This is a genomic window from Mangrovibacter phragmitis (assembly GCF_040429585.1).
GTDB lineage: Bacteria > Pseudomonadota > Gammaproteobacteria > Enterobacterales > Enterobacteriaceae > Mangrovibacter > Mangrovibacter phragmitis.
In genome coordinates this window covers 2245506-2266270 of record NZ_CP134782.1, presented here as the reverse complement: position 1 = coordinate 2266270, position 20765 = coordinate 2245506, and the positions used below count along the sequence as shown (strand labels likewise).

General features: G+C 48.1%; 23 protein-coding genes. 12 read left to right on the top strand and 11 right to left on the bottom strand.

Translation table 11 applies throughout. The features are described from left to right. The first annotated feature begins 23 nt into the window (after positions 1–23). The 6 genes from MPHASIOC01_RS11090 (at position 24) to MPHASIOC01_RS11065 (ending at position 5701) form a co-directional block, all read left to right on the top strand. Positions 24–794, top strand: coding sequence for a 5-oxoprolinase subunit PxpA (locus MPHASIOC01_RS11090; protein ID WP_353614618.1), 771 nt, complete (start codon positions 24–26; stop codon positions 792–794). A gap of 19 nt (positions 795–813) precedes the next feature. Continuing rightward, a complete protein-coding gene (locus tag MPHASIOC01_RS11085; protein ID WP_064594625.1) occupies positions 814–1065 on the top strand; it encodes an acetyl-CoA carboxylase in 252 nt (83 codons plus the stop codon). 16 nt (positions 1066–1081) lie between these two features. Beyond that, entirely contained in the window at positions 1082–2482 is a 1401-nt protein-coding gene (locus MPHASIOC01_RS11080) for an acetyl-CoA carboxylase biotin carboxylase subunit (RefSeq protein WP_353614617.1), read from the top strand. Continuing rightward, a complete protein-coding gene (locus MPHASIOC01_RS11075) occupies positions 2472–3356 on the top strand; it encodes an allophanate hydrolase subunit 1 (protein ID WP_353614616.1) in 885 nt (294 codons plus the stop codon). The genes MPHASIOC01_RS11080 and MPHASIOC01_RS11075 overlap by 11 nt, the downstream gene beginning before the upstream one ends. Then, a complete protein-coding gene (locus MPHASIOC01_RS11070; protein ID WP_353614615.1) occupies positions 3346–4326 on the top strand; it encodes a biotin-dependent carboxyltransferase family protein in 981 nt (326 codons plus the stop codon). Before MPHASIOC01_RS11075 ends, MPHASIOC01_RS11070 begins: the two co-directional genes overlap by 11 nt. Positions 4327–4390: 64 nt before the next feature. Then, positions 4391–5701 carry an allantoin permease gene (locus MPHASIOC01_RS11065; RefSeq protein ID WP_353614614.1) on the top strand — a complete coding sequence of 437 codons (1311 nt, stop codon included), beginning with the start codon at positions 4391–4393 and terminating at the stop codon, positions 5699–5701. Positions 5702–5812: 111 nt separating this feature from the next. Here MPHASIOC01_RS11065 and MPHASIOC01_RS11060 read toward each other — a convergent pair whose 3' ends face one another. After that, a complete protein-coding gene (locus tag MPHASIOC01_RS11060) occupies positions 5813–6541 on the bottom strand; it encodes a hypothetical protein (protein ID WP_353614613.1) in 729 nt (242 codons plus the stop codon). Between the two features lie 653 nt (positions 6542–7194). Then, positions 7195–7944, bottom strand: coding sequence for a DeoR/GlpR family DNA-binding transcription regulator (locus tag MPHASIOC01_RS11055; RefSeq protein WP_353614612.1), 750 nt, complete (start codon positions 7942–7944; stop codon positions 7195–7197). A gap of 82 nt (positions 7945–8026) precedes the next feature. Here MPHASIOC01_RS11055 and MPHASIOC01_RS11050 point away from each other — a divergent pair, with 82 nt between their 5' ends. Together MPHASIOC01_RS11050 and MPHASIOC01_RS11045 are read left to right on the top strand one after the other, a co-directional pair. Next, positions 8027–8623 carry an NUDIX domain-containing protein gene (locus MPHASIOC01_RS11050; protein ID WP_353614611.1) on the top strand — a complete coding sequence of 199 codons (597 nt, stop codon included), beginning with the start codon at positions 8027–8029 and terminating at the stop codon, positions 8621–8623. Positions 8624–8626: 3 nt separating this feature from the next. Further along, positions 8627–8986 carry a hypothetical protein gene (locus MPHASIOC01_RS11045; protein ID WP_064594609.1) on the top strand — a complete coding sequence of 120 codons (360 nt, stop codon included), beginning with the start codon at positions 8627–8629 and terminating at the stop codon, positions 8984–8986. A gap of 184 nt (positions 8987–9170) precedes the next feature. Here the strand turns inward: MPHASIOC01_RS11045 and MPHASIOC01_RS11040 are convergent, their stop codons facing one another. Beyond that, a complete protein-coding gene (locus tag MPHASIOC01_RS11040) occupies positions 9171–9614 on the bottom strand; it encodes a DUF2000 domain-containing protein (protein ID WP_064594607.1) in 444 nt (147 codons plus the stop codon). Positions 9615–9780: 166 nt separating this feature from the next. Then, complete coding sequence (locus tag MPHASIOC01_RS11035) at positions 9781–10362, bottom strand: hypothetical protein (RefSeq protein WP_353614610.1); 582 nt, start codon at positions 10360–10362, stop codon at positions 9781–9783. A gap of 138 nt (positions 10363–10500) precedes the next feature. Between MPHASIOC01_RS11035 and MPHASIOC01_RS11030 the strand changes: the two genes are divergently transcribed. After that, complete coding sequence (locus MPHASIOC01_RS11030) at positions 10501–11385, top strand: LysR substrate-binding domain-containing protein (RefSeq protein WP_064594604.1); 885 nt, start codon at positions 10501–10503, stop codon at positions 11383–11385. A 223-nt stretch (positions 11386–11608) separates the two neighbouring features. On the opposite strand, the gene MPHASIOC01_RS11025 is transcribed toward MPHASIOC01_RS11030, so the two are convergent. After that, positions 11609–12409: a DUF1796 family putative cysteine peptidase gene (locus MPHASIOC01_RS11025; RefSeq protein WP_064594603.1), complete on the bottom strand. Its 801-nt coding sequence runs from the start codon at positions 12407–12409 to the stop codon at positions 11609–11611. 499 nt (positions 12410–12908) lie between these two features. Further along, positions 12909–13433 (bottom strand): GNAT family N-acetyltransferase, encoded by a 525-nt coding sequence (locus MPHASIOC01_RS11020; RefSeq protein ID WP_064594601.1) that lies wholly within the window; start codon positions 13431–13433, stop codon positions 12909–12911. A gap of 373 nt (positions 13434–13806) precedes the next feature. Between MPHASIOC01_RS11020 and MPHASIOC01_RS11015 the strand changes: the two genes are divergently transcribed. Beyond that, complete coding sequence (locus tag MPHASIOC01_RS11015; RefSeq protein ID WP_064594600.1) at positions 13807–14826, top strand: GGDEF domain-containing protein; 1020 nt, start codon at positions 13807–13809, stop codon at positions 14824–14826. Positions 14827–14952: 126 nt separating this feature from the next. Here MPHASIOC01_RS11015 and MPHASIOC01_RS11010 read toward each other — a convergent pair whose 3' ends face one another. The 4 genes from MPHASIOC01_RS11010 to MPHASIOC01_RS10990 all read right to left on the bottom strand — a co-directional run bounded on the left by MPHASIOC01_RS11010 (position 14953) and on the right by MPHASIOC01_RS10990 (position 18138). Beyond that, on the bottom strand, positions 14953–15858 hold the full coding sequence (locus MPHASIOC01_RS11010; protein WP_353614609.1) for an alpha/beta hydrolase: 906 nt from the start codon (positions 15856–15858) through the stop codon (positions 14953–14955). 52 nt (positions 15859–15910) lie between these two features. Continuing rightward, positions 15911–16513 (bottom strand): TetR/AcrR family transcriptional regulator, encoded by a 603-nt coding sequence (locus MPHASIOC01_RS11005; protein ID WP_353614608.1) that lies wholly within the window; start codon positions 16511–16513, stop codon positions 15911–15913. A 170-nt stretch (positions 16514–16683) separates the two neighbouring features. Next, positions 16684–17088, bottom strand: a complete 405-nt coding sequence (locus MPHASIOC01_RS11000; RefSeq protein ID WP_064594595.1) for a tautomerase family protein — start codon at positions 17086–17088, stop codon at positions 16684–16686. Positions 17089–17346: 258 nt separating this feature from the next. Continuing rightward, entirely contained in the window at positions 17347–18138 is a 792-nt protein-coding gene (locus MPHASIOC01_RS10990) for an MBL fold metallo-hydrolase (RefSeq protein WP_353614932.1), read from the bottom strand. Between the two features lie 323 nt (positions 18139–18461). Between MPHASIOC01_RS10990 and MPHASIOC01_RS10985 the strand changes: the two genes are divergently transcribed. After that, a complete protein-coding gene (locus MPHASIOC01_RS10985; RefSeq protein ID WP_353614607.1) occupies positions 18462–18953 on the top strand; it encodes a GNAT family N-acetyltransferase in 492 nt (163 codons plus the stop codon). Between the two features lie 300 nt (positions 18954–19253). Beyond that, the gene (locus MPHASIOC01_RS10980) at positions 19254–20024 is read left to right on the top strand and encodes an SDR family oxidoreductase (RefSeq protein ID WP_353614606.1); all 771 of its coding nucleotides are present in this window, start codon (positions 19254–19256) and stop codon (positions 20022–20024) included. Positions 20025–20212: 188 nt separating this feature from the next. Here the strand turns inward: MPHASIOC01_RS10980 and MPHASIOC01_RS10975 are convergent, their stop codons facing one another. Next, entirely contained in the window at positions 20213–20695 is a 483-nt protein-coding gene (locus tag MPHASIOC01_RS10975) for a glutathione peroxidase (protein ID WP_064594593.1), read from the bottom strand. Between the last annotated feature and the right edge of the window lie 70 nt (positions 20696–20765).

Below are 20765 nucleotides of genomic sequence, written 5' to 3'. Positions count from 1 at the left end.
CCTGCGATAAATAAGAAATATATATGATGAAAAGAGTAGACATTAACTCAGATATAGGTGAAAGCTTTGGTTCATGGGTGATTGGCGATGGTGTCGATGACGCATTAATGTCAGTTATCAGCTCTGCTAATATTGCTACTGGTTTTCATGCTGGTGACCCAAATATTATGCGCAAAACAATTGAACAGGCGAAAATAAATAATGTGGCAATTGGCGCGCACCCTGGGTTTCGTGATTTACAGGGTTTTGGGCGGCGCCATTTATCTATCCCTGCAGGTGAGTTAATCAACGATATTATTTATCAGTTGGGTGCGTTGCGGGAATTTGCCAGTTTGTCTGGTTTGCCATTGCAGCATATAAAACCCCACGGTGCATTGTATATGCACCTGGCGCGTGATGAAGTTGCGGCGCAACAGTTTGTGGAAACATTACACCAACTGGACAGCAAACTCTGTCTGTATTGCATGAAGAATACCGCTGTCTGGCGCTCGGCGCAGCAACTGGGGCAGCCTGTGGTTACCGAGTTCTATGCAGACAGGGCCTATGATGATCAAGGCGTTATCGTTTTCACCCGCAATACCGGTTACCTGAAGGTACAGGATATTGTCGATAAAGTTCTCCTGGCATGCCTTGAAGGAAAAGTGAAAACAGTAACCGGTAATATTATCTCAATTAATTTTGATTCTATTTGTATTCATAGCGACACCCCCGGTGCTCTGGAAATTATTAGTGCAGTAAAAACGGCACTCATTCACCACGGTGTGGAAATTACCTCCCCGAGTGCGGCGAAATAAATATCATCTGGAGAAAAATATGTCTGATTTTGAAGTTGTATCACCTCTGCCTGGTGTTTTTTATCGCCAGCCATCACCGGACGCCAAACCTTTTGTTGAGCCCGGTCAGGTAGTGTCTGCAGATACGGTTATTGGCTTAATTGAAGTGATGAAACAATTTAGTGAAGTGTTTGCTGAAGTGGAAGGCACGATAGCAGAAATAACTATACAAAATGGTGATGCCATCGAGCCCGGGCAAACGATAGCCATAATAAAAACCGATAATGCATAACCGCCCTGGAGGAAATATGGCAGGCAAAATAACAAAACTGCTGGTTGCTAACCGTGGAGAAATTGCTGTGCGCATTATTCGTGCAGCACAAGCATTGGGTATTCCTGTGGTTGCGGCCTGCAGTGAAGCAGATAAAGACAGCCTTGCAGCTCACCTGGCAGATGAAACAGTGATTATTGGCCCGGCGCAGGCCGCACAAAGCTATTTGAATATTAACGCGTTACTGAACGCTGCAGCCCAAAGTGGCGCTAACGCCATTCATCCCGGGTACGGTTTTTTGTCTGAGAATGCGCAGTTTGCAGAGCGCGTGGAGCAGGCCGGCTTGATTTTTGTGGGTCCGGATGCGCAAACGATTCGTGTGATGGGCGATAAAGCCGCGGCCCGCCGTACAGCCGCTGAAGCTGGTGTACCTGTGGTACCGGGTTCACGAGTGCTGGAAACGGTCCAGGCAGCCCAGGCCCATGCTGCACAGATTGGTTACCCCTGCATGATCAAAGCGGCGGCTGGTGGTGGTGGCAGAGGTATTCGCGTGGTAGACAACGATGAAGCTCTCGCCAGGGAATTCCCCGTTGCACAAAGTGAGTCCAAAGCGGCATTCGGTTCCAGCGCGGTGTACCTGGAGCGGTTTATTGCCCGGGCCCGCCATGTGGAAGTGCAGATCCTGGGGGATGGCAAGCATGTCGTTCACTTGTTTGACCGGGAATGTTCTCTGCAACGGCGGCGGCAAAAAATGTTCGAAGAAGCGCCTTCACCGGCACTCAATGACGAACAACGAAAAACCTTGTGTGACAGTGCGCTGCAGTTAGCCCGGCACTTGCGTTACCGGGGCGCAGGTACCCTGGAATACCTGTTTGATGAGGTGCGCGGCGAATTTTGTTTTATTGAAATGAACACCCGTATTCAGGTAGAGCACCCGGTAACGGAAATGGTTACTGGTGTGGATTTGGTGCAGTGGATGTTACGCATTGCCAATGGTGAACCTCTGACGCTGGCGCAGGCGGATATCACCCTGCATGGCAGCGCCTGTGAAATGCGTATCAACGCCGAAGACCCGGACAAAAACTTCTTGCCCTGCCCGGGGGTGATTGAAGGCGTAGTCTGGCCGGGCGGTGAAGGTGTACGCGTAGACAGCCATGTGTACAGCGGTTACCGCATTCCTCCCTGGTATGATTCGTTGCTGGCGAAAGTGATTACCTGGGGAGAGAGCCGCCCGCAGGCCCTGGAGCGAGCCCGGCAGGCACTGGGTTCTCTGGAACTGCGCGGTGTGAAAAACACGGCTTCGCTGCATAAATGGTTGCTGAGCCTTCCACAACTGGAGGCTGGCGAATTTACCACAACTACGCTCGAACAGTGGCTGGCTGAACGCAACCAGAGTACGTCCACGCCTGCCGGGGAGGTACGCCGTTATGGCCAGTAACCCAATTCGTTACTCATTTGGCGGTGATGAACACCTTTTCGCCGAAATTGACCGGAAAATGTCTTTGCAGGCTTTTTTCCGGGGGCTGAAACTGACGCGGGCGCTGGAAGCCCTTCAGTTACCCGGCATACTGGATATTTGCCTGGCGAATGCCTCTTTTCAGGTACGTTTTAACCCGGATGCCCTCGACCCTTATGTGCTGCTGGAACAACTCCAGGCACTGGAAGCAGGAAGTAGTGGGGAGGCCGACACCCTGGAAACCCGGATCATTGAGGTTCCGGTATTTTACAACGACCCCTGGACACACGAAACGCTGATGCGCTTTCGTGACCGCCACCAGGCACCGGAAGGCAGTGATCTGGATTACGCTGCAGAGATTAACGGGTTTGCAGACAGCGCAGAATTCATCGCCGCTCACAGCAACACGCCCTGGTTTGTTTCGATGGTGGGGTTTGTTTCTGGCCTGCCATTTATGTACCAAATGGTTGAACGGCAAAAGCAGTTACAGGTGCCGAAATACCTGCGCCCACGCACCGACACACCGGGGTTGTCTTTAGGCCATGGCGGGTGTTTCGGCTGCATTTACTCGGTACGCGGCGCAGGTGGCTACCAGTTGTTTGGCATTACGCCAATGCCTATCTATGACCCGGCGCAACGGTTGGGGTATCTCAAACAGGACATGGTGTTTTTCAAAGCGGGGGACATTGTGCAATTTCGCCCGGTGGACCGTGCAGCCTATGACACACTGTGCGAAGAGGTTCAACGCGGCGAGTTCACGCCAGAAATCCGTGAAGTGACTTTTGCGCTGGCTGATTTTCTTGACGATCCGCAAGGGTATCCTCAGCAACTAAAAAGGGGGCTGTATGACCATTAATGTTATCAAGCCTGGCCTTGCCACCACAGTGCAGGATACCGGAAGAGAAGGGTTCTACCACCTGGGGATACCGCCTTCTGGCGCGCTGGACCCCTATTCCATGCAGATGGCGAATTTGCTGGTGGGCAACAACCCGGATGACGCCGTGCTGGAAATGACCCTGCTGGGCCCGGAATTGCAGTTTACTGAAAATACCCTGGTTGCTGTATGCGGTGCGGACATGGTGCCCATGGTGGATAAGCAGCCAGCCAACAATAATACGGCCTTACTTATCGCCGCCGGGCAGCGCCTGCGTTTTGCCCCGGCGCGCCAGGGTTGCCGGGCGTATCTGGCGGTAGCGGGGGGAATTGATGTTCCCCTGGTGTCAGGTAGCCGTTCAACCTATACGCTCGGTGCGCTGGGTGGTTACCAGGGTAGGCGCCTCGCCGCAGGGGATTCGTTGCCCGTGTTGCCAGTAACGGCGGAGCGCTTGCAGCTTGAGGGCAAAACAGTGCCGGAAGATTTACTTAAGGCATTCCCGAAATCAGTCACATTGCGGATGCTGCCCGGGTTGTATATCCACCGCCTGACTGAAACCGCTGTTGATAACTTTTTTGCCGATACCTGGCATGTCAGCACCGAAGCCGACCGAACCGGCTACCGGCTGAAAGGTGGCACGCCGTTAACGTTTAAACCAGAAGAGCCGCCTTTTGGCGCAGGCTCAGACCCTTCTAACATTGTTGATGCCTGTTACCCTATTGGCTCTGTGCAGGTGCCTGGCGGGCTGGAGCCCATTGTCCTGCTACGTGATGCCGTTTCTGGTGGCGGATATATGACACTGGGTACGGTGATTAGCTGTGACCTGCCCATCCTTGGGCAATTACAGCCTAATCAACAGGTGCAATTTATCCCTGTCACGCTGGAAGAGGCACTGGCTGCCCGTCGCGCATCACAACACCGGCTGGCTGAGCTTACTCAGGCGTTGCGTTAACCCTGCCCGGGGTGCAAGCCCCGCGGCATATATCACTGGTCTCTACTCGTTTCAGGAGGTTGCTATGGCTTCAGCTCCACAATCCCGTGCTGTGCAAAATTCGGCAGAACCGGCACAGATGGGCAAATTGTCACTCACCATGGCATGGTGGGCGGTGTGTAGTGCAGTGTTTTACATTGTGGTGGGTGCATCGCTGGCGATGGCCTATGGCGCGGTTAACGCCATTATTGGCATGGTGCTTTCGGTTATCACCTATGGCCTGATTAACGGTGTTATCAGCCGTTTTGCCATTCGTAGTGGGTTATCTGTTGCTCAGTTTTCGCGCCGCCTGTTTGGCCAGTTAGGTGCGTCGCTGGCCACGCTGATATTTTTCTCCACGGCCATTTACTATGCTGTGTTTGAAGGCTCGGTGATTGCGTTTGCACTGAACCACCTGTACCCGGGGCTGGTGTACTGGGCTGCCGCTGCGCTGGTGGTGGTTTACAGTGTGCCGCTGATTTTTGGCAGTGTGCAGCACTGGCTGGATAAATTTAATGGCGTGCTGCTGCCATTTTACTTGTTGGGTTTACTGGCAACTATTGTGATGTCAGTGGAGTTACACGGTTACCAGGCAAACTGGCTGCAGCTGGGGCCTGCCACGCCATCCCCCTGGGGCTGGTGGAACTGTTTTACCTCTTATATGGGTGTCTGGGTTTTGATGATGTACACCTTTGACTACGCGCGTTTTGGTAAACAGGAAGACAGCCAGTACCACGCCCGTTTCAATTTTGGGATGCCGTTTTACCTGGTGACTTTCTTGCTCAACGGCATGGCGGGGATCTACCTCACCAGCACGTTTGCTGCCGGTACGGCATTAAATGAAACGTCGGTTGTGGTGGCAATTCTCAACCTGCTGGGGCTGGCCGGGCTGGGGTTTGTCTGGGTAACCCAAACCCGGATTAATACCGCGAACTATTACCTGGCAACGGTGAATATGCAGGTGTTTTTCCACAGCCTGTTTAAGGTGAAGCTCCCTAAAGTGGTGTGGGCCTGTGTGGTGGGTGTGGTGGTCTATATTCTGATGCTGGCAGATGTGTTCGCCTGGTTGTTGCAGGCACTGGCGTACCAGGGAGTATTTGTGGTGGCCTGGGTGGGTGTTGCCCTTGCCGGCATTGCCCGCAATGTACAGGCAGAACGCGAAAATAGCGCCATCAACCTGACGGGGCTCGGTGCCTGGTTTATCAGCGTTGCAATTGGTATTGCATTAATGCACGCCACCCCATCTGTGGCGGCATTCTCAGCACCGGTCACTTTTGTCTGTGCCAGTGGTTTGTATGCGCTGTTCAGCCTGTGGGCAGGAGCCCGGTTACCGGCAACCAAAGTGATGAATGACTGATACGCAAGTCTGTATTGGTGAGTTGAAAAAGAGTGCCCACGACACTGTGGGCATTTTCTAACAGAACACATACTGACTGTCATAGGGCATGAGTACAGTGATACAGATAGTTTAATAAACTTCCTGCCGGATTACTGGCACATTAGGATTTAATACCTTGAGTTGCCCGATAAGCTTTTCATCATCTGGATCTGTCTTGTTTCCAAACGTAGTAAGGTGATAGATCCCACATACAGTGATATGGCCTGTAGGGGGAAAGCCTGCATGAATATTTACATTTGATTTGCCTACTACAAGAACCTCATTATATCTTTTATGCTTACTATTTATCATTAAATTTTCTGGTGTGGTGATGTGCGCATAACTTTTGTTGGGTAGAAGGTATTCTCTTATATAGTTAAATCTTTCTTTCGCTTTCTTTCCTTCAAAAAGCTTGGGCGTTCCATTGAAATAGCTTTCAGCTAATGCAAATGAATTGTTTTCTTTTATCCCCGCATGGTTCTGAAAACTGACATCCTCAGAGAAAGTTCCGATAATATTCTGTGGCGGCACCGCTAACAATAAGCCTACATTCGCCCATTGCGATCTTATATATTTGCTTCGGTACTCGATTAAGGAAGTGCTGATTACATCCCAACTGTTAAAAGCACTTTCAGCATCCTGGTTAAGTAGTGGACTTCGGTTTGCCTGAGTATGCACATGACGCACTGTATGTATCAGCATAAGTGCTTGCGGGATGAGGCTTTTTGTACAGTTATATACATCACCCCATTTCATTAAGGTTTTTTTGTTAGAACTATCAAAAATCTTTGAATCTATTTTTTTTCCCATTATTCGCATGGCGAAAAGTTCCCTCAGGATTAGACAGATGGACGGTTAACAGGAAGGCTGGCGCTATTACAATAAGCCATGTTCCTTACTGATACAGGTCAGTGAGTTGGTGCGGGTACCAACTTAGTATGAATGAGTTTTTGTATGTTAATGGAAAACTGGACACTCTGTTTAGCTAATGAGAATAGAACCTCAGTACATTGGCTATGGCTGATGTGTTACATATGATGCAGGATTATGCATATTACTATGTGGTTCAATTATAAATTTTCACCAGAACAGGATAGTGCCATTACTTTTCTCACACAATTTTTTTTGCGAAAGGTTAATGGAAAGGTAAGGGAAATGCAACTTGTTCACCTGAAGAATAAGTAAAGAAAAGTAATTAATTACCTGTGTGGCTGCGGTGACTTTATTATTCGACGTTTTTCATTTAATTATTAGAAATATCTTATAAATTATTCCTAAAAATAATTCGCTGCTTGAAGCTATGCGTGGTTTGCAAGTCATAAATGTGGGTATATCTCGAAGACACCTGAATCAGCCACTTCCCGGTTGATGGGTAAGTACCTCTTCAAACCAGGAAGTGGCCGGTGACGTGCACAGCAAACCAGCTTTATGACTCTGTGCATCTGAATGACTTCAATACAGGCGTGAATCATTTACAACACAGTGATATTCAGCTTGTTAAACACTGTACGCATTTTTTCATCCAAAGTGCCATCAACCAGCAAGGTGCTGGCAATACTCAACTCGCCAATCGCAAAGGGGGAGGCCGAGTTAATTTTTTCCGCAGAGGCCATCACTACCGTTTCCGCAGCACGCTGCGAAAGTGCACGCTTCACATTGGCTTCTTCATAGTTACCTGTAGTAAAACCTGCTGTTTCATGCACGCCTGTAACACCCATAAAAAAGAGATCCGCATGAATTCGGTTAATTGACTCAATCATTGATGCGCCAACGGTTACGGCTGAATGTTTGTATAACTGGCCGCCAATGACGATAACATCAACCAAAGGCTGGTTAAGTAACCCGACAGCAACGGTTGGGCTGTGGGTAACGGCAGTAAACGCGAGGTCACCTGGCAGCAGTTTGATAAGCTCCTGTGATGTCGTCCCGCCATCGATAATAACGATGTTTCCTGGCTGAATAAGCCCGACCGCTTTCTGGGCAACTCTCTTTTTCGACTCAATCTGCACGCTTTTGCGCATTTCCAGTGTGCCAGTGGCAGCCGATACCGCCAGTGCGCCGCCATGAACCCGCTGCAGCAGCCCCTCTGCGGCCATCTCCCGTAAATCACGGCGAATCGAATCTTCTGAAATGTTAAATCGCTGGCTTAACTCTTTTGACAGAACCTGCTTATCGCGCGCCAGGATGTCGAGAATAAGTTGTTTTCTTTGCCCTGAAAGCATTACTTCACCATTCACGTTTTATCTTGATCGTGCACGATTATGCATGTTATGTTTTTTTTGTCACCTAAAATCAGGAATAAACATGCAAAAAGAACCGCCCAAAATCCGTCTTATCCGGGAACAACTGCTCTCTGATGACTGGTATATCCTCAAAAAATACACCTTTGCGCTACTGCGAAGGGATGGCAAATGGCAGGAAATGAGCCGCGAAGCTTATGACCGTGGTAACGGCGCAGTCATTCTGCTGTACAACAAAGCCCAAAAAACCGTCGTGCTTACCAGGCAATTTCGCCTGCCTGTTTATATCAATGGCCATTGCGGTCTGCTGATTGAAGCCGCCGCCGGACTACTGGATAACGAAACCCCCGAAAAGCGCATTGTTGAAGAAGCACAGGAAGAGACCGGGTTTACGGTTTCTGCGCCAGAGAAAATCTTTGAAGCCTGGATGAGCCCTGGCTCGGTGACTGAAAAACTTTTCTTCTTTATTGCTGAATATTCGCATCAGGATCGCCTGAATGGCGGCGGAGGGCTTCATGAGGAAGGTGAAGATATCGAAGTGCTTGAATGGCCTTTTGCAAAAGCAATGGCGGCGATTAAAAGTGGGGAAATCCAGGATGCGAAGACCATTATGTTACTTCAACACCTGGCACTTAATTCAGTATTTACGGGCGGAGTATAAATCATGCTTATTTTAATTGCCGGGCCGGTAAGAAGTGGCACTAACGGTGACATAGAACGCATTAAACAGAACCTGTCTGTTATGGAACAGTATGCGCTAAAAGTGTATGAAAAAGGGCACACGCCAGTGATTGGTGAATGGCTGGCGGTACCCCTTGCCGAAGCAGCAGGTTCAAAAATGATGGGTGATGAAATCAGTGAATCCTTCCTGTACCCGGTCGCTCACCGCCTGATTTACCACTGCGATGCTATTTTACGGATACCCGGTGAGTCGAATGGGGCAGATAATGACGTCATTATTGGGCTGGAGCGGGGAATGCACATTTACCGGGAATTAACTGAAATCCCGGGGCTGTCGCAATAGTAAGACGGCCTGAACGGTTGTTGCATTAATGGTTGTACGGTAATTTTAGTGATTAATAAGTAATGCATTGTGGGGACAACGATTCCCCTTTCTGGTTTTATCTGCAAGCTGGCATGGATTAACCTGTCCAGAATTAATCCCCCTTGTGTGCCGGTAAAGGGCCGGTGCACAAGGGGGAAGATGATTACTTAAATAAACTGAATTTCCCGGTAAACTCTTTAAGTATATTGGTATCGCCAAACATGCAGATCCCGAAATACTCAAGGTCCTGCTCTGGTGTTTCAGATGTGGCGTTTAACTGCGCGGCCGAAGAGCCAACTATCATGGTGTCAGTAAAATCTGTAAACGGGATATCACGCTGAAGCAGTTCTTCGCGAACTTTCCTGATTTTATTAGAGTTATCTGCCTTAAGAACAATAAAAGGAAAGTGCGAAATTGCGGGATGAACACCGCCATCTTTGTCTGTATATTGCAAGAAACACAAGCTTTCCGGGTTATTGATATGCGCGACAAGCCCCGCCGTCATATGGCCGAGCGCGTTATATAAACGGCCCATTTCAACCTTTTTATTTAATACGGCAATAAATCGTTTTGTGTTTTCATCGGGCAGGGTGGATAACTCTGTCATAAATATCCTTTTCTTAATTACATCACGTCTTTTCCCGGTGGCTAAACCACAGCCTTGCGAGTTTACTGTTCAGGTATGTTCTGTTTATACCGGGTTGAAAGAAAATCATACTCTGCCGGGCATAATATTCAACCTGTGGTGCAAAGGCCTGGCCTGGAAAAACGGATTAATATCCCTGGTCTGCCCAGGTGATTTTTGCATGCAGTGCGCCTAATAAGGCCAGGTCAACCAACAGTGCAAAGGCATACGGAAACCCGGTTATTCCGCTAAATTGCCCCTGAATATGCAGGCAGACCACGATGGCCAGTAGTGGGCCTGCCACCCTTAATAAGATTCTGGATAGTGGCCGCATTGCTGCATGGTGATTGCGGTCTGTATCTGTAGCTGCCATAGCAACAATACCTTGTCCCAGCCCGGAAATAGGCACTCCGGTAACCAGCGAGAGCCAGTGGTATGCCCCCTGCAACGCCATTACCAAAAACAACATACCGGCTGAGCTCACCAGAAACCCATAGTACAGCCGGTTCAGCCAGTTTTTGCGCCGGAATACAGGCCAGCGCGACCCTAAATAACCACCAGTAAACGAAATCACAAGCAGTAATACCAGTGTGATGGCGTCCACCATACTTTCCTGAATGGAACGCTTCAGCAGAAGCACAATCTGGGCGGCCAGCCCGCTGTACAACAGTGCTGTGGCGGTGAACCGTGTTTTTTCGGCAAAGGATGGGGGAGCAGATAAAGCTGTCATGGTCGCAATACGCCTCGTAACATGTGTTCATAGAGAAGAAGAAAAACTCATCTTCATCAGGTTATGTATTAAGCGTATCGCTTATATAATGGTGTATTCAAAGTCATACTTTTCACCTGTGGATGAAAATAACTCATCATGAAAACATCGCGATTACCACCACTGGGTACCCTGCGTGCGTTTGATGCTGTGGCCGGATGCCTGAGTTTTAAGCGGGCAGCCGCAGAGCTTAGCGTGAGTGCCACGGCGGTAAGCCACCAAATTCGCCTGCTGGAATCTGTACTGGAGTGCCGGGTGTTTGAGCGCAGTGCGCAAGAAGTCAGGCTGACGGAAGCAGGGCAGTTACTCTATGCCGCAACGCAGAATGCTTTTTCCTCCCTTGGGGATGCTGTAAAAAAAATAGACCGGCTTACAGAGTCACCAGCTTTGACAGTGACAACGACTTCCAACTTCTTAACCAACTGGTTGCTTCCACGCCTGGCGGATTTTAAAGCGCAGTATCCACAAATTGATGTGCATTTACATACCAGTGTGGAAACTGTTGACCTTAAACAACGAACCGTAGATGTCGCCATCCGCTATCGGGAAAGCGCGGAACATGGTTTACACAACACACTGCTTTGTGAGGACCGTTTTATTGTCGTCGCCAGCCCGGCGCTGAATTTGCGAAGGCCTGCTGATTTAAATAAAACGACACTGTTACATGTAGATAACCGCCATATTCCTGCAGAGTCCCCGGACTGGCAACACTGGAAGCAGCGCTATGGGCCGGAAGGCCTGAATTTGTCCAGAGGCCTGCACTTCAGCGATGAAACCCATGCTTTACAGGCTGCGGTGGCCGGGCATGGTGCGGTGATTGCCAGTGAATTGCTGGTGGGGGATTTAATCACCAGGGGAATGTTGGTTGCGCCTTATGCCGGGTCTTTACCCGGGGCGAATTATTACCTGCTGGCTTTAGAAGAGGTGGCATACCGGGCGGAGATTGTTGCGCTACGCGACTGGTTACAGCACATGGTGCAGTGATAACCCAGCCTTGTGGGATGAGTATTGCTATTCATAACAGGGTAGTGCCGTAACTTAATGACTGCTTTGTAGAAAATATCTCACGCAAGGCTCCCTGTATTAACTCCGCTAACGGTATGGTTACCGGAGTTAATCATTACGCCAGTATGCGTAGGATCTGGTATTTGTCGGTAGCATCAACGGTGAGATGGTGCTAATTTCTGACCTGCTTCATTTTTACCTCTTATTCTGAGGGAGTGCTGAGTTCTCTGTGCCTTACATCATCAACAATACTGAACATAGATGTAAACAAAGAGTCATCTTTTTTTGCCCAGAAAGTATCAAGATCATCACCGGCCCAAATAGCATGGGTATGGCAGACAAACTCGAGTAAACCTGTATTGTGAGGGATGAAGTCGATAAATTTCTCAGTGTTGGTGTCAATTATTTTTTGATAGAACAGGATTACTTTACAGTGGCAGTTATTAATATTATATAACGACAAAAATTCATTGAGATGAGATCGCAGCAAGGAAATATTTGACAGGTCTGAAATGCGGTGGTGATACAGGAAAATGAAGTTTTTCACACCACGATATTTTAATTGGCGGTAAATGCGTCGTTTTAATGCACGCGCATCTTCTTTTACTCTGAGTGGGTCGTGGTGGGAGAACTCAAAACCCAGCATGTGACGAGGGTTGTATTGCCCGGTACAGTTTTTATAGTATGTTGAGCGCACCACGTAATGATCGCCATCCGGGAACGGTTGTAGCTGGTCTTTCTCCAGAAGATGACGGTAGCTGTCCTTCTCCATCTGCAGGATATACTCAATATTGGAGCGGCCAGAGGAAAAAACGGAACTGAACGACTTTCTGTTATGCCTTCTCAGAATGTCATCAGCAAGGCAATTTTCACCAATGGAGATCCATAGTGTATCAGATTTAAAATTACTCCTGTTTTTCCACTTTTTATTGATGTTATTAATGCTCCGCTTAATCGACCGGAGGTTATTTTTTATTTGTTGATTAATAATTATATTTTTCATTGATATTACCATCTCCCTTTCTCTATGAGATTACAATGATGGTTCTGTTTTGCCTCAAAATGGCGTGCATGTTTGCTGTGGGTATATATACTCCGGGGGAATATCATCCTTTGTTATGCGCAGAATAATTTACGGGTAGTAAATATAATGTTAAGCGCGCTGGCTGCGTTGTCAGTTATAGCTTCCTTTTAAAAGAATCTGTAACAGATGGTTGTTATAATTCAAAAATAAAGATTATGAATAAAATGTGCATTTTTTGTATCAAAATGATTCTAGTCCTCATATCTGTCGGGGTAAACATAAGGATTTTCTTAAAATATTGCTGGATGGATTCAGTTATCCATAATGGCGTGCAGTTCTTTTCATCTGCTAATTGCCACCTCAGGAATATCTGCAAGTAATCAGGTGCCGGGGTTAGCCTCTCCGGTGGCGGGGAAATATCTGTCTTGTTGGTGGTGCCCTGTGGCAACAATCCACACTTCTGGCAGCCAGTTTGCTTTCAGGTGGCCTGACCGTACACCAGTTGCATGGCAATCCGGCGTTTGGGGTCGAGCCCGGCAAGGGTTTCTTCCAAAAGTAAGGTTTGCAGCCGGGGTGACAAGTCATCGCCTTCCACTGGTATAAAACCCAGCGCAGCATAAAAGACGGCGTTAAATGGCGCGAAGCGGTCTGTGGTTAAAGTCGCACCCTGTAAACCCCGCATCTTACCTTCCGACAATATTGCGTTGAGAAGCCTGCGGCCTGTACCTTGCTGTTGCCAGTCAGGGTGAACATCCATCTCGGCAATATGCAGCCAGTTTTCTGTGATAATTGCCCCGGCAAACCCCACAGGAATACCACCAGGCAAGAGTGCGACAAGCAGCACACCTTCAAGGCGTAACTGGTCGAATTGTTCCTCACTGGTGGCGACAGGGGAACCGTTTACGGCACCAGCGCGGCGTAGTGTTTCAAATGCAGCAAGTTCAATGGCTCTTAATGCAGCTATATGTTCAGGTTGTGCGGGTTTAATCGTAATTGCTGTCATGCTTTCCCTGGCGTTTTTTATCTGTAAATGGTGCTGACAATAAACCGGCTAAAGAGCAGGCTGCCTGTGTGATATGGGTTCTTCTGACAATGCATCCGGCGCTTTAATATCATTCATATCTATCAATTCTACAAAATTAATCAACCCTGTTGATAGCTTAGTACACGGGCTTGAAGTGACTGCGAATACACTAAAAAGACGCAGTTCTGTGCCGATAAAAAAGAAAATGTGAGCTGGATTCAAAAATATAGTTGATAGATTACGTTTATTAATTGTAATGGTATTCTGAGTTATCAATGTTATGTGCGTTTCTGTCGCGGTTCATTAAAGGCGCTGATTTAAAAATAAAAATAACGATTGCCCTGGAGTGAAAATGAACAATTTCACGCGTGGTGGTGTTACCTTACTTCATGCTGATAGCAGTTTTATCAAAGAACTGATGCAGTTTTGTAGCACAGCCTCAGGGTTGCATTGGCCCTGGGTGATGGTGCTGGACCGTGAAAGCGCACCTGTTACTGCACCTGGTTCAGCACCATTGTGCCATTACCATATTATTTCGGGCGATAAACACACGGCCTGGCAGCAAGTTTTGTCCGGACAAACGCTGAGAGAAGGTATTTACTGCCTGAAAGAGTTGTCCGGGTTTTACAGCCAGTTTCCTGAACTGGAAGTTGCAGGAATGTGCACGCACCTTAGTGTGCCTGTTATATTGCGTGATGGTACGCTCTATGGCTCAGTGAACTCAGTCAGTAAGCAGAACAAACAAGACAGCCAGGTAACTGTGGCGCGCCTGGTTTCACTGGCGAAAATCATCGCCCGTTATGCTGAAGAGCTGTTGGTTATTGAGCAACTCAAAGAAGATAATTACCAACTGGCATTACATTCTTATACCGATTCCCTGACTCAACTGCCGAACAGACGGGCGATATTCGACCGGTTGCCCGCACTATTTTCTCTGGCGAAACGAATCAACCGCACAGTATTAATCAGTTATATTGATCTTGATGAATTCAAAAAGATTAATGATGACCTTGGGCATGATACCGGGGATGCACTGTTGAAAGAGATTGGCCAGCGGTTGCATCATATTGTGCGCGAGGAAGATATTGTTGGCCGGATAGGCGGCGATGAGTTTCTGCTGGCCTGCCTTGGGCCTGAAAAAGAGACTGACCAGGAGTTTGTTATCCGAACTATCAAGGACAGAATTCATACCACATTGCGTGGGCAGTACACCTTTGGCAATTTGTGCTTATGGTATGAAGGCGCAAGTGCAGGGGTGGTTTGTGTTTCACCTGAAAATTGTTCTGTAGATGATGCTGTAAAACTGGCTGATACCGCGATGTATAAAGAGAAAAAGCCGGGCGGGCGAGCCGATGGCCCACCTCCTGGTTAAGTGAATATACATTGCTCATTGTCCCAGGTGCGTGAGAGAAGTACTCACCCACAACCGGATGCTGGTCATGGGTGGATAATTCATTGCAGCGTGAATTGGGGCCTTTCCAGCTATTACCGGAAGCTATTACCGGAAGAATAATGCCAGTGCTTCAGATAACGCATATGGTTGTTCATCAGGGATAAAATGGCCGCTGTTGGCAATTGTCATTCCGGTCACGTCATCCGCGAATTCGCGTAGCGGTGCGGCCATATCGGGAATGGAACCCTGGTCTGCACTGATTGCCAGCAGTGGTACCTTGAGTTTCCCCTGTTCCCGTAGTGTTTGGTTCTGCCTGGCTGAAGCGGTGATTTCACGGTAAGGAGCAAGCCCGGCCCGCAGAGCGCCATTTTGCCGCAATAACCGGGCATATTCGGCAATATCGTTATCGCTGAATACCATCGGGCTGGCTGTTTTGCGCCGCAGAAACCATGTCAGGTAAATGTCTTCACGCCCGGTGATTAATGCCTCCGGCAGGTCGGGCAATAAATGAAAAGCAAAATGCCAGGTTTTCCAGGCTTTATCCGGTGTGGCAGGCAGGAAATCCGGTAACGTTATACCAGGAATACCTGCGTCCAGTAACGCCAGCCGGGTCACCTGCTGGCTGTAGCGCATGGCATAAGGCCAGGCTACCCATGCACCCACATCGTGAGCGGCCAGGTAATAGTGCTCCACGGCCAGTTGTTGCATCAGCCCGTGAATCTTTTCAGCCAGAGATTGTGTATCGTAGCCAGACTGAGGCTTGTCTGAATCGCCCTGGCCGGGAAGGTCGGGAGCGATAATTCGGTAGCGGTCACTTAATTGCGCCATCACCTTATGCCATGCATACCAGCTTTGTGGGAAGCCAGCTAACAGCAGCAGAGGTTCACCTTGTGGGTTGCCACCGCTCACATAGTGCAGGCGCACGCCGTCTACAGTAACGAAATGGTGGGAAAAGCCGGGCAGGCCGCTAACGGGCTGTGACCAGGTGCAGTTCATTATGTTATCAGTCATCGCATTCTCCTGTTATTTGGGAAATGATCATTTCCAATATGATGAAAAAATTTTAATCGAGCAGTGCCAGTGCCGTTGACACCACCTCTTCCCGGGCGGGAAGGTCATTCAGTTTCCCGGCGACACGCATACCCAGCACCAGACATAACAGCACGCTCGTTAGTGCTTCTGCATTGCATTTCGGATTTACAGAACCGTCCTGTTGGCCTTGTTGAATCAGTTGCAGAATACCTTGCTGATTTCGCTGTAGTGCGGTTGTCACCAGACCGGAAAGCTCCGGGTCGAACTGCTGCAATTCAATGGCACTACCCACGACCAGACACCCACGGCGGCCTTCAACACTACTGGCTGATTCCAGGTAGAAGTGCAGCAGGGCTGCTATTTTTTCCCGGCCAGTTGGTAATGCTGCTAACCGCTGGCTCAGCGCGGTGTTACGCAGCGAGGTATAACGTGCAAACACCTGTAAAAACAAATTGCGTTTATCATGGAAGGCCTTGTAAATACTGCCCGCAGTGAGTTGCATACCTTCGCTCAGGTCGCTGATTGACGCGCTGTGATAGCCTTTGGAGCGAAATACCTGCATTGCGAGATCAAGTGCGTTGTCCGTATCAAACTGGCGGGGGCGCCCGCGCACACCCCGTGATTGCTGTGGCATGATTTATACCATTTAGGAAATAATCGATTCCTAAATAATCTCACAATTGCCAGGATGTTTAAAGTGAATTTGCAAACTGGTCGCGAGAAGAAGGGGTATGTGCGCCTGCTGCGTGATACTGGTAGTTTAATGCAGCAGGGGCAGGGTTATGCGGATATTCGGTTTCGTTCTCAGTAAAACTCGTCTTTATGCTGGTACCGGTATTCTTGTGTTATTCCGGTGTACCCGTAGGACGCTGCTTTGCAATCAATAACATGTACGTTGGATTGTGGATGTAAGTTACCTATTGCCTGTTCCATCGCGTTGTAGATAGCTTTTTGGTATGCGGCTTTCTGATCTTTGCTACAGGTTTCATCTACCACAGTCACTTCAAGTCTGAATGAGTTTTTCCCCCATTCAGCCAGACTTCTACCGTCAATAAACCAGTCGTCATCAGCAACATGCCTGACTATCACCATAGTTTCAAAGCTGTTTTTCTTTAATATGTCGCAGGTGATTTGCGTGGCTAAAGTAACACACGCTTTGGTTAACTGTGGGTTCTTGTCGCCAGACAATGTAAGGGTTATTCCAGGCATTACGGCTCCTTAATTTAATGATTACCAAAAGATATTGCCACAGTAGTTAGTCATTTAAGAACTGGATAGAGGGCATAACCGAAAAATAACCACAATGTTAACTGTGATTGTGGGCGGGCGTAGCGGCAGTGTTACTCTCTGCTCATGGTATCGCTGTGTTTTCTGATACTCAGTTAGCAGAACTGGTTGAATGGATTGCTGAAAAAGAAAACTCTGAGTTGATTTTGTGAGGAAAAATCAACTCGTTATCAGCACCGCTTACTTCAGACAATCAATATATTTACGTCCGGAGAATTGGACAATATCGTCTGCATATTCGGTTATTTCTCGCCCTTCAAATGCACCATATATCTGCGAGTATTTAACCGAGCTCAGGCGGTTCATTATGCCTCTGACTGTCTCTGCAGGTAAGGGCAAGAAGTTAGGGTAGCTCCACATGAATGATACGTTTTTGCCACCCGGGGTCACCTGAACAATATCCCCTGAAAACAGGATCCCGCCACCCTGTTCCCAGTGGAGAACACTACCGCCAGAGAAATGTCCCCCAAGGTGAATCAAACGAACATCAGGCGTTAACTGAAGTGCATCGCCATCCCAGAAAGTAATATACGGGCTACCACGCATTACCCACTGCCGGTCGCTGGAGTGAAGATAAATGGGAGCGTTAAATTCAGCAGCCCACTCCTGCATTGAGGTGTAGAAATGTGGGTGAGATATGGCGATTGCTTTTAGTCCACCCAGTGAAGAAATAAGCGTTTTTGTGGCATCATCAAGAACAGCGATACAATCCCAGAGAATATTACCCTCAGCTGTTTTCAGGATGAATGCACGCTGATTAATTGCGAAATCAGGAACAGTTGTAATGCTAAAAATATTGTCTCTAAACTGCTTCCACTTATTGGTATGTGTGGTAATCAGGGTTGGCCAGTCAACCCACTGCTGGCCGGTTACAGGTATATACTGGCGTTCATCTGCACAGATTTCACAGCATTTGGGGGGAGAATCGGGAAACTCATACGAAGTACCACAAGTCTTGCATAAAGTAATCATTTTGCTGAATGCTCCCATAGTGAACCTGGCTTCAGATAAGCGACTTAAGCTGAATATTTTTCTCTGATTTCATTTGCTACTTACCTGCCTGTTACTCATATTCTGGTAACTGTGGTTAGCATGGCAGATTACCAGTCAGGTATGTGCCGTTTTGTGCTTACACTACCGTAATATATTGGGGGAAATACCCAGGTTGAGTGACTGCTGTTTGTCACTGACCGGGCATACAGGGACTTTTTGATATGACGATAGCCTACTTTATATCAAGAACTGACATGATAAGTTAGCGTGAGTTACCGACCAGGCAAAATTAAAGGAAGCGTATGAAAATTGAAGTCTGTGATGTGTCTGATATTCCAGAGCTGGCAAAGGTTTTTGTCGAAATGGAATCGTATTACTTCGGGAATGAGGCTGCCAGCCATGACGAAATGCTCTCTTATCTGACCCACAGAGTTTTCTCTGCTTATTCGGGTGTGACTGTGCTGGGAGCATGGAAAAACGGGGTACTCGTCGGATTTGCTACATTCACTCTGATGTTCCCGGCACCAAAGTGCTCCGGGCAAGCGTATATGAAAGATCTTTTCACATCAGCAGCAGTGAGAGGCCAGGGAGTAGGTAAATCACTAATGCAATTTATAGCTGCTTTTGCCATAGAACATGGATGCACAAGATTCGACTGGACGGCTGAAACTACCAATCCCAAAGCAGCCGAATTTTACTTGTCACTCGGGGCGTCTCTGATAGAAGAGAAACAGTACTTCCGGTTGGATCATCAGCGTTTAGCGACATTTGCTATGCGGAATGAACAACCCTGAAGCCTGTTGTGGCTTCGGGGACCATCTATTGCTCAACCACAGCATACCAGTGGACCCCTGAGGCTGCCGGCTTCGAGCCAGGCGCGGAATTAACTAACGCGGAATTAACTAACAATGTAGTGGCACACTGAAATTGAATGCCAAAGCTGATATTGCTAATCCCTGTCATGCTATTAAATAGTTTACAGTGAAAATCATTCATACTCTTCATGTAAAAATGGCACTCACTGAAAGATGTCATTCCACCTCTTCATGTATATCTACATCCACACAGAGTCATTAAGAAAAGGATGCATGAAGATGCTGAGAGGCAAAAGAGCCGTTATTACTGGTGGAGGAAGGGGATTTGGCCGGGCGCTGTGCGTGTGGCTGGCACGCGAGGGCGTCGAGGTGAATTTTTGTGCGCGGCGGGAAGATGATATTCAAAAAACCTGCAGCATTATCACTGCTGAAAGCGGCATGGCAAAAGGGTATATCTGTGATTTAACCCAGCCGGAATCCATTTCTCAGTTTTCTTTACAGTTGTTAAGTTCAGATAAGCCCATAGACATTTTAATCCTCAATGCTGCTCAGTGGTTGTCTGGGAGGTTAGACGATCAGCCTGACACAGAAATTATCAATACAGTCAGTTCTGGACTGACAGGTTCGATTCTTCTGACTCAGGCTTTGCTGCCTGGGTTAAGGCGTTCAGACAGTGCTGATATCGTCTCAATTATATCTTCATGCGGGGTTGCGAATTTTACGGATTCAATTGCGCACCCTGCTTTTTTCGCCAGCAAACATGGCCTTAGCGGGTTCACAACTAAACTGTCACAGCAGTTGTCCGAAGAAAATATACGTGTTACCAGTTTGTACCCACCGGATTTCGAACTTACCGGGTTAGAGACGTTTGTTGATAGCCAGGCCAAAATGGGGGAACGTCTACTGAATGGACGATCAATCTGGGAAACGATTTGTTTTGTACTGGCTCAACCGCGTAGTTGCCATATAAGTAATATCTACTTTCAAGGTCCAACTCGCGAAGACCTGAGTGCCAAAAGCAGAAATGACACCATTAGCCCGAAAAAATAATGAATACAGATTAACAAACTGATTCAGCGTCACAGCAAGAGACTCGCTGAGCCATGCCAACACATCTTCTGCTGTGGTTATTCCATGAAAAAATGCCTGCTACTGCCTGTGATATTTGACGTGCCATAACGTATCAATTCTGGCAAGAGAAGCACTCTGAACCTGAATGGCCCGAATAACCGGAATACTTAGATTTCAAGTGCAGCAAGGATAACGGCTTCCATTTTCTCTGGGGTGGTGAACGGTGCAAAACGCCTGACTGGCTGGCCGTCTCGCCCTACCAGGAACTTAGTGAAGTTCCATTTAATTCGCCCACCCAGCACACCGGGCAACTCTGCTTTCAGGTAACGAAACACCGGGTGCGTAGCAGCGCCGTTGACCTCAACTTTTGCGAACATCGGGAAGCTCACACCGTAGTTGACATGGCAGGTCTGAGCAATTTCGTCCGCACCGCCGGGTTCCTGCTTACCGAACTGGTTGCAGGGAAAACCAAGCACCACCAGCCCCAGCGCGGCATACTTTTTGTAAAGCGTTTCAAGGCCCGCGTATTGTGGTGTAAAACCGCAATGGCTGGCGGTATTTACCACCAGAACCAGTTTGCCTGCGTAGTCGGCCATAGAGATGGGCTGGCCACTCAGGCTGGTAGCAGTAAGTTGATAAAAGTTAGTCATGTCCGGTTCCTCAAAGCACAACCCGTTCGGCGGCAATATTGCCATACAGCGCGTTACCCAGGATATAAGA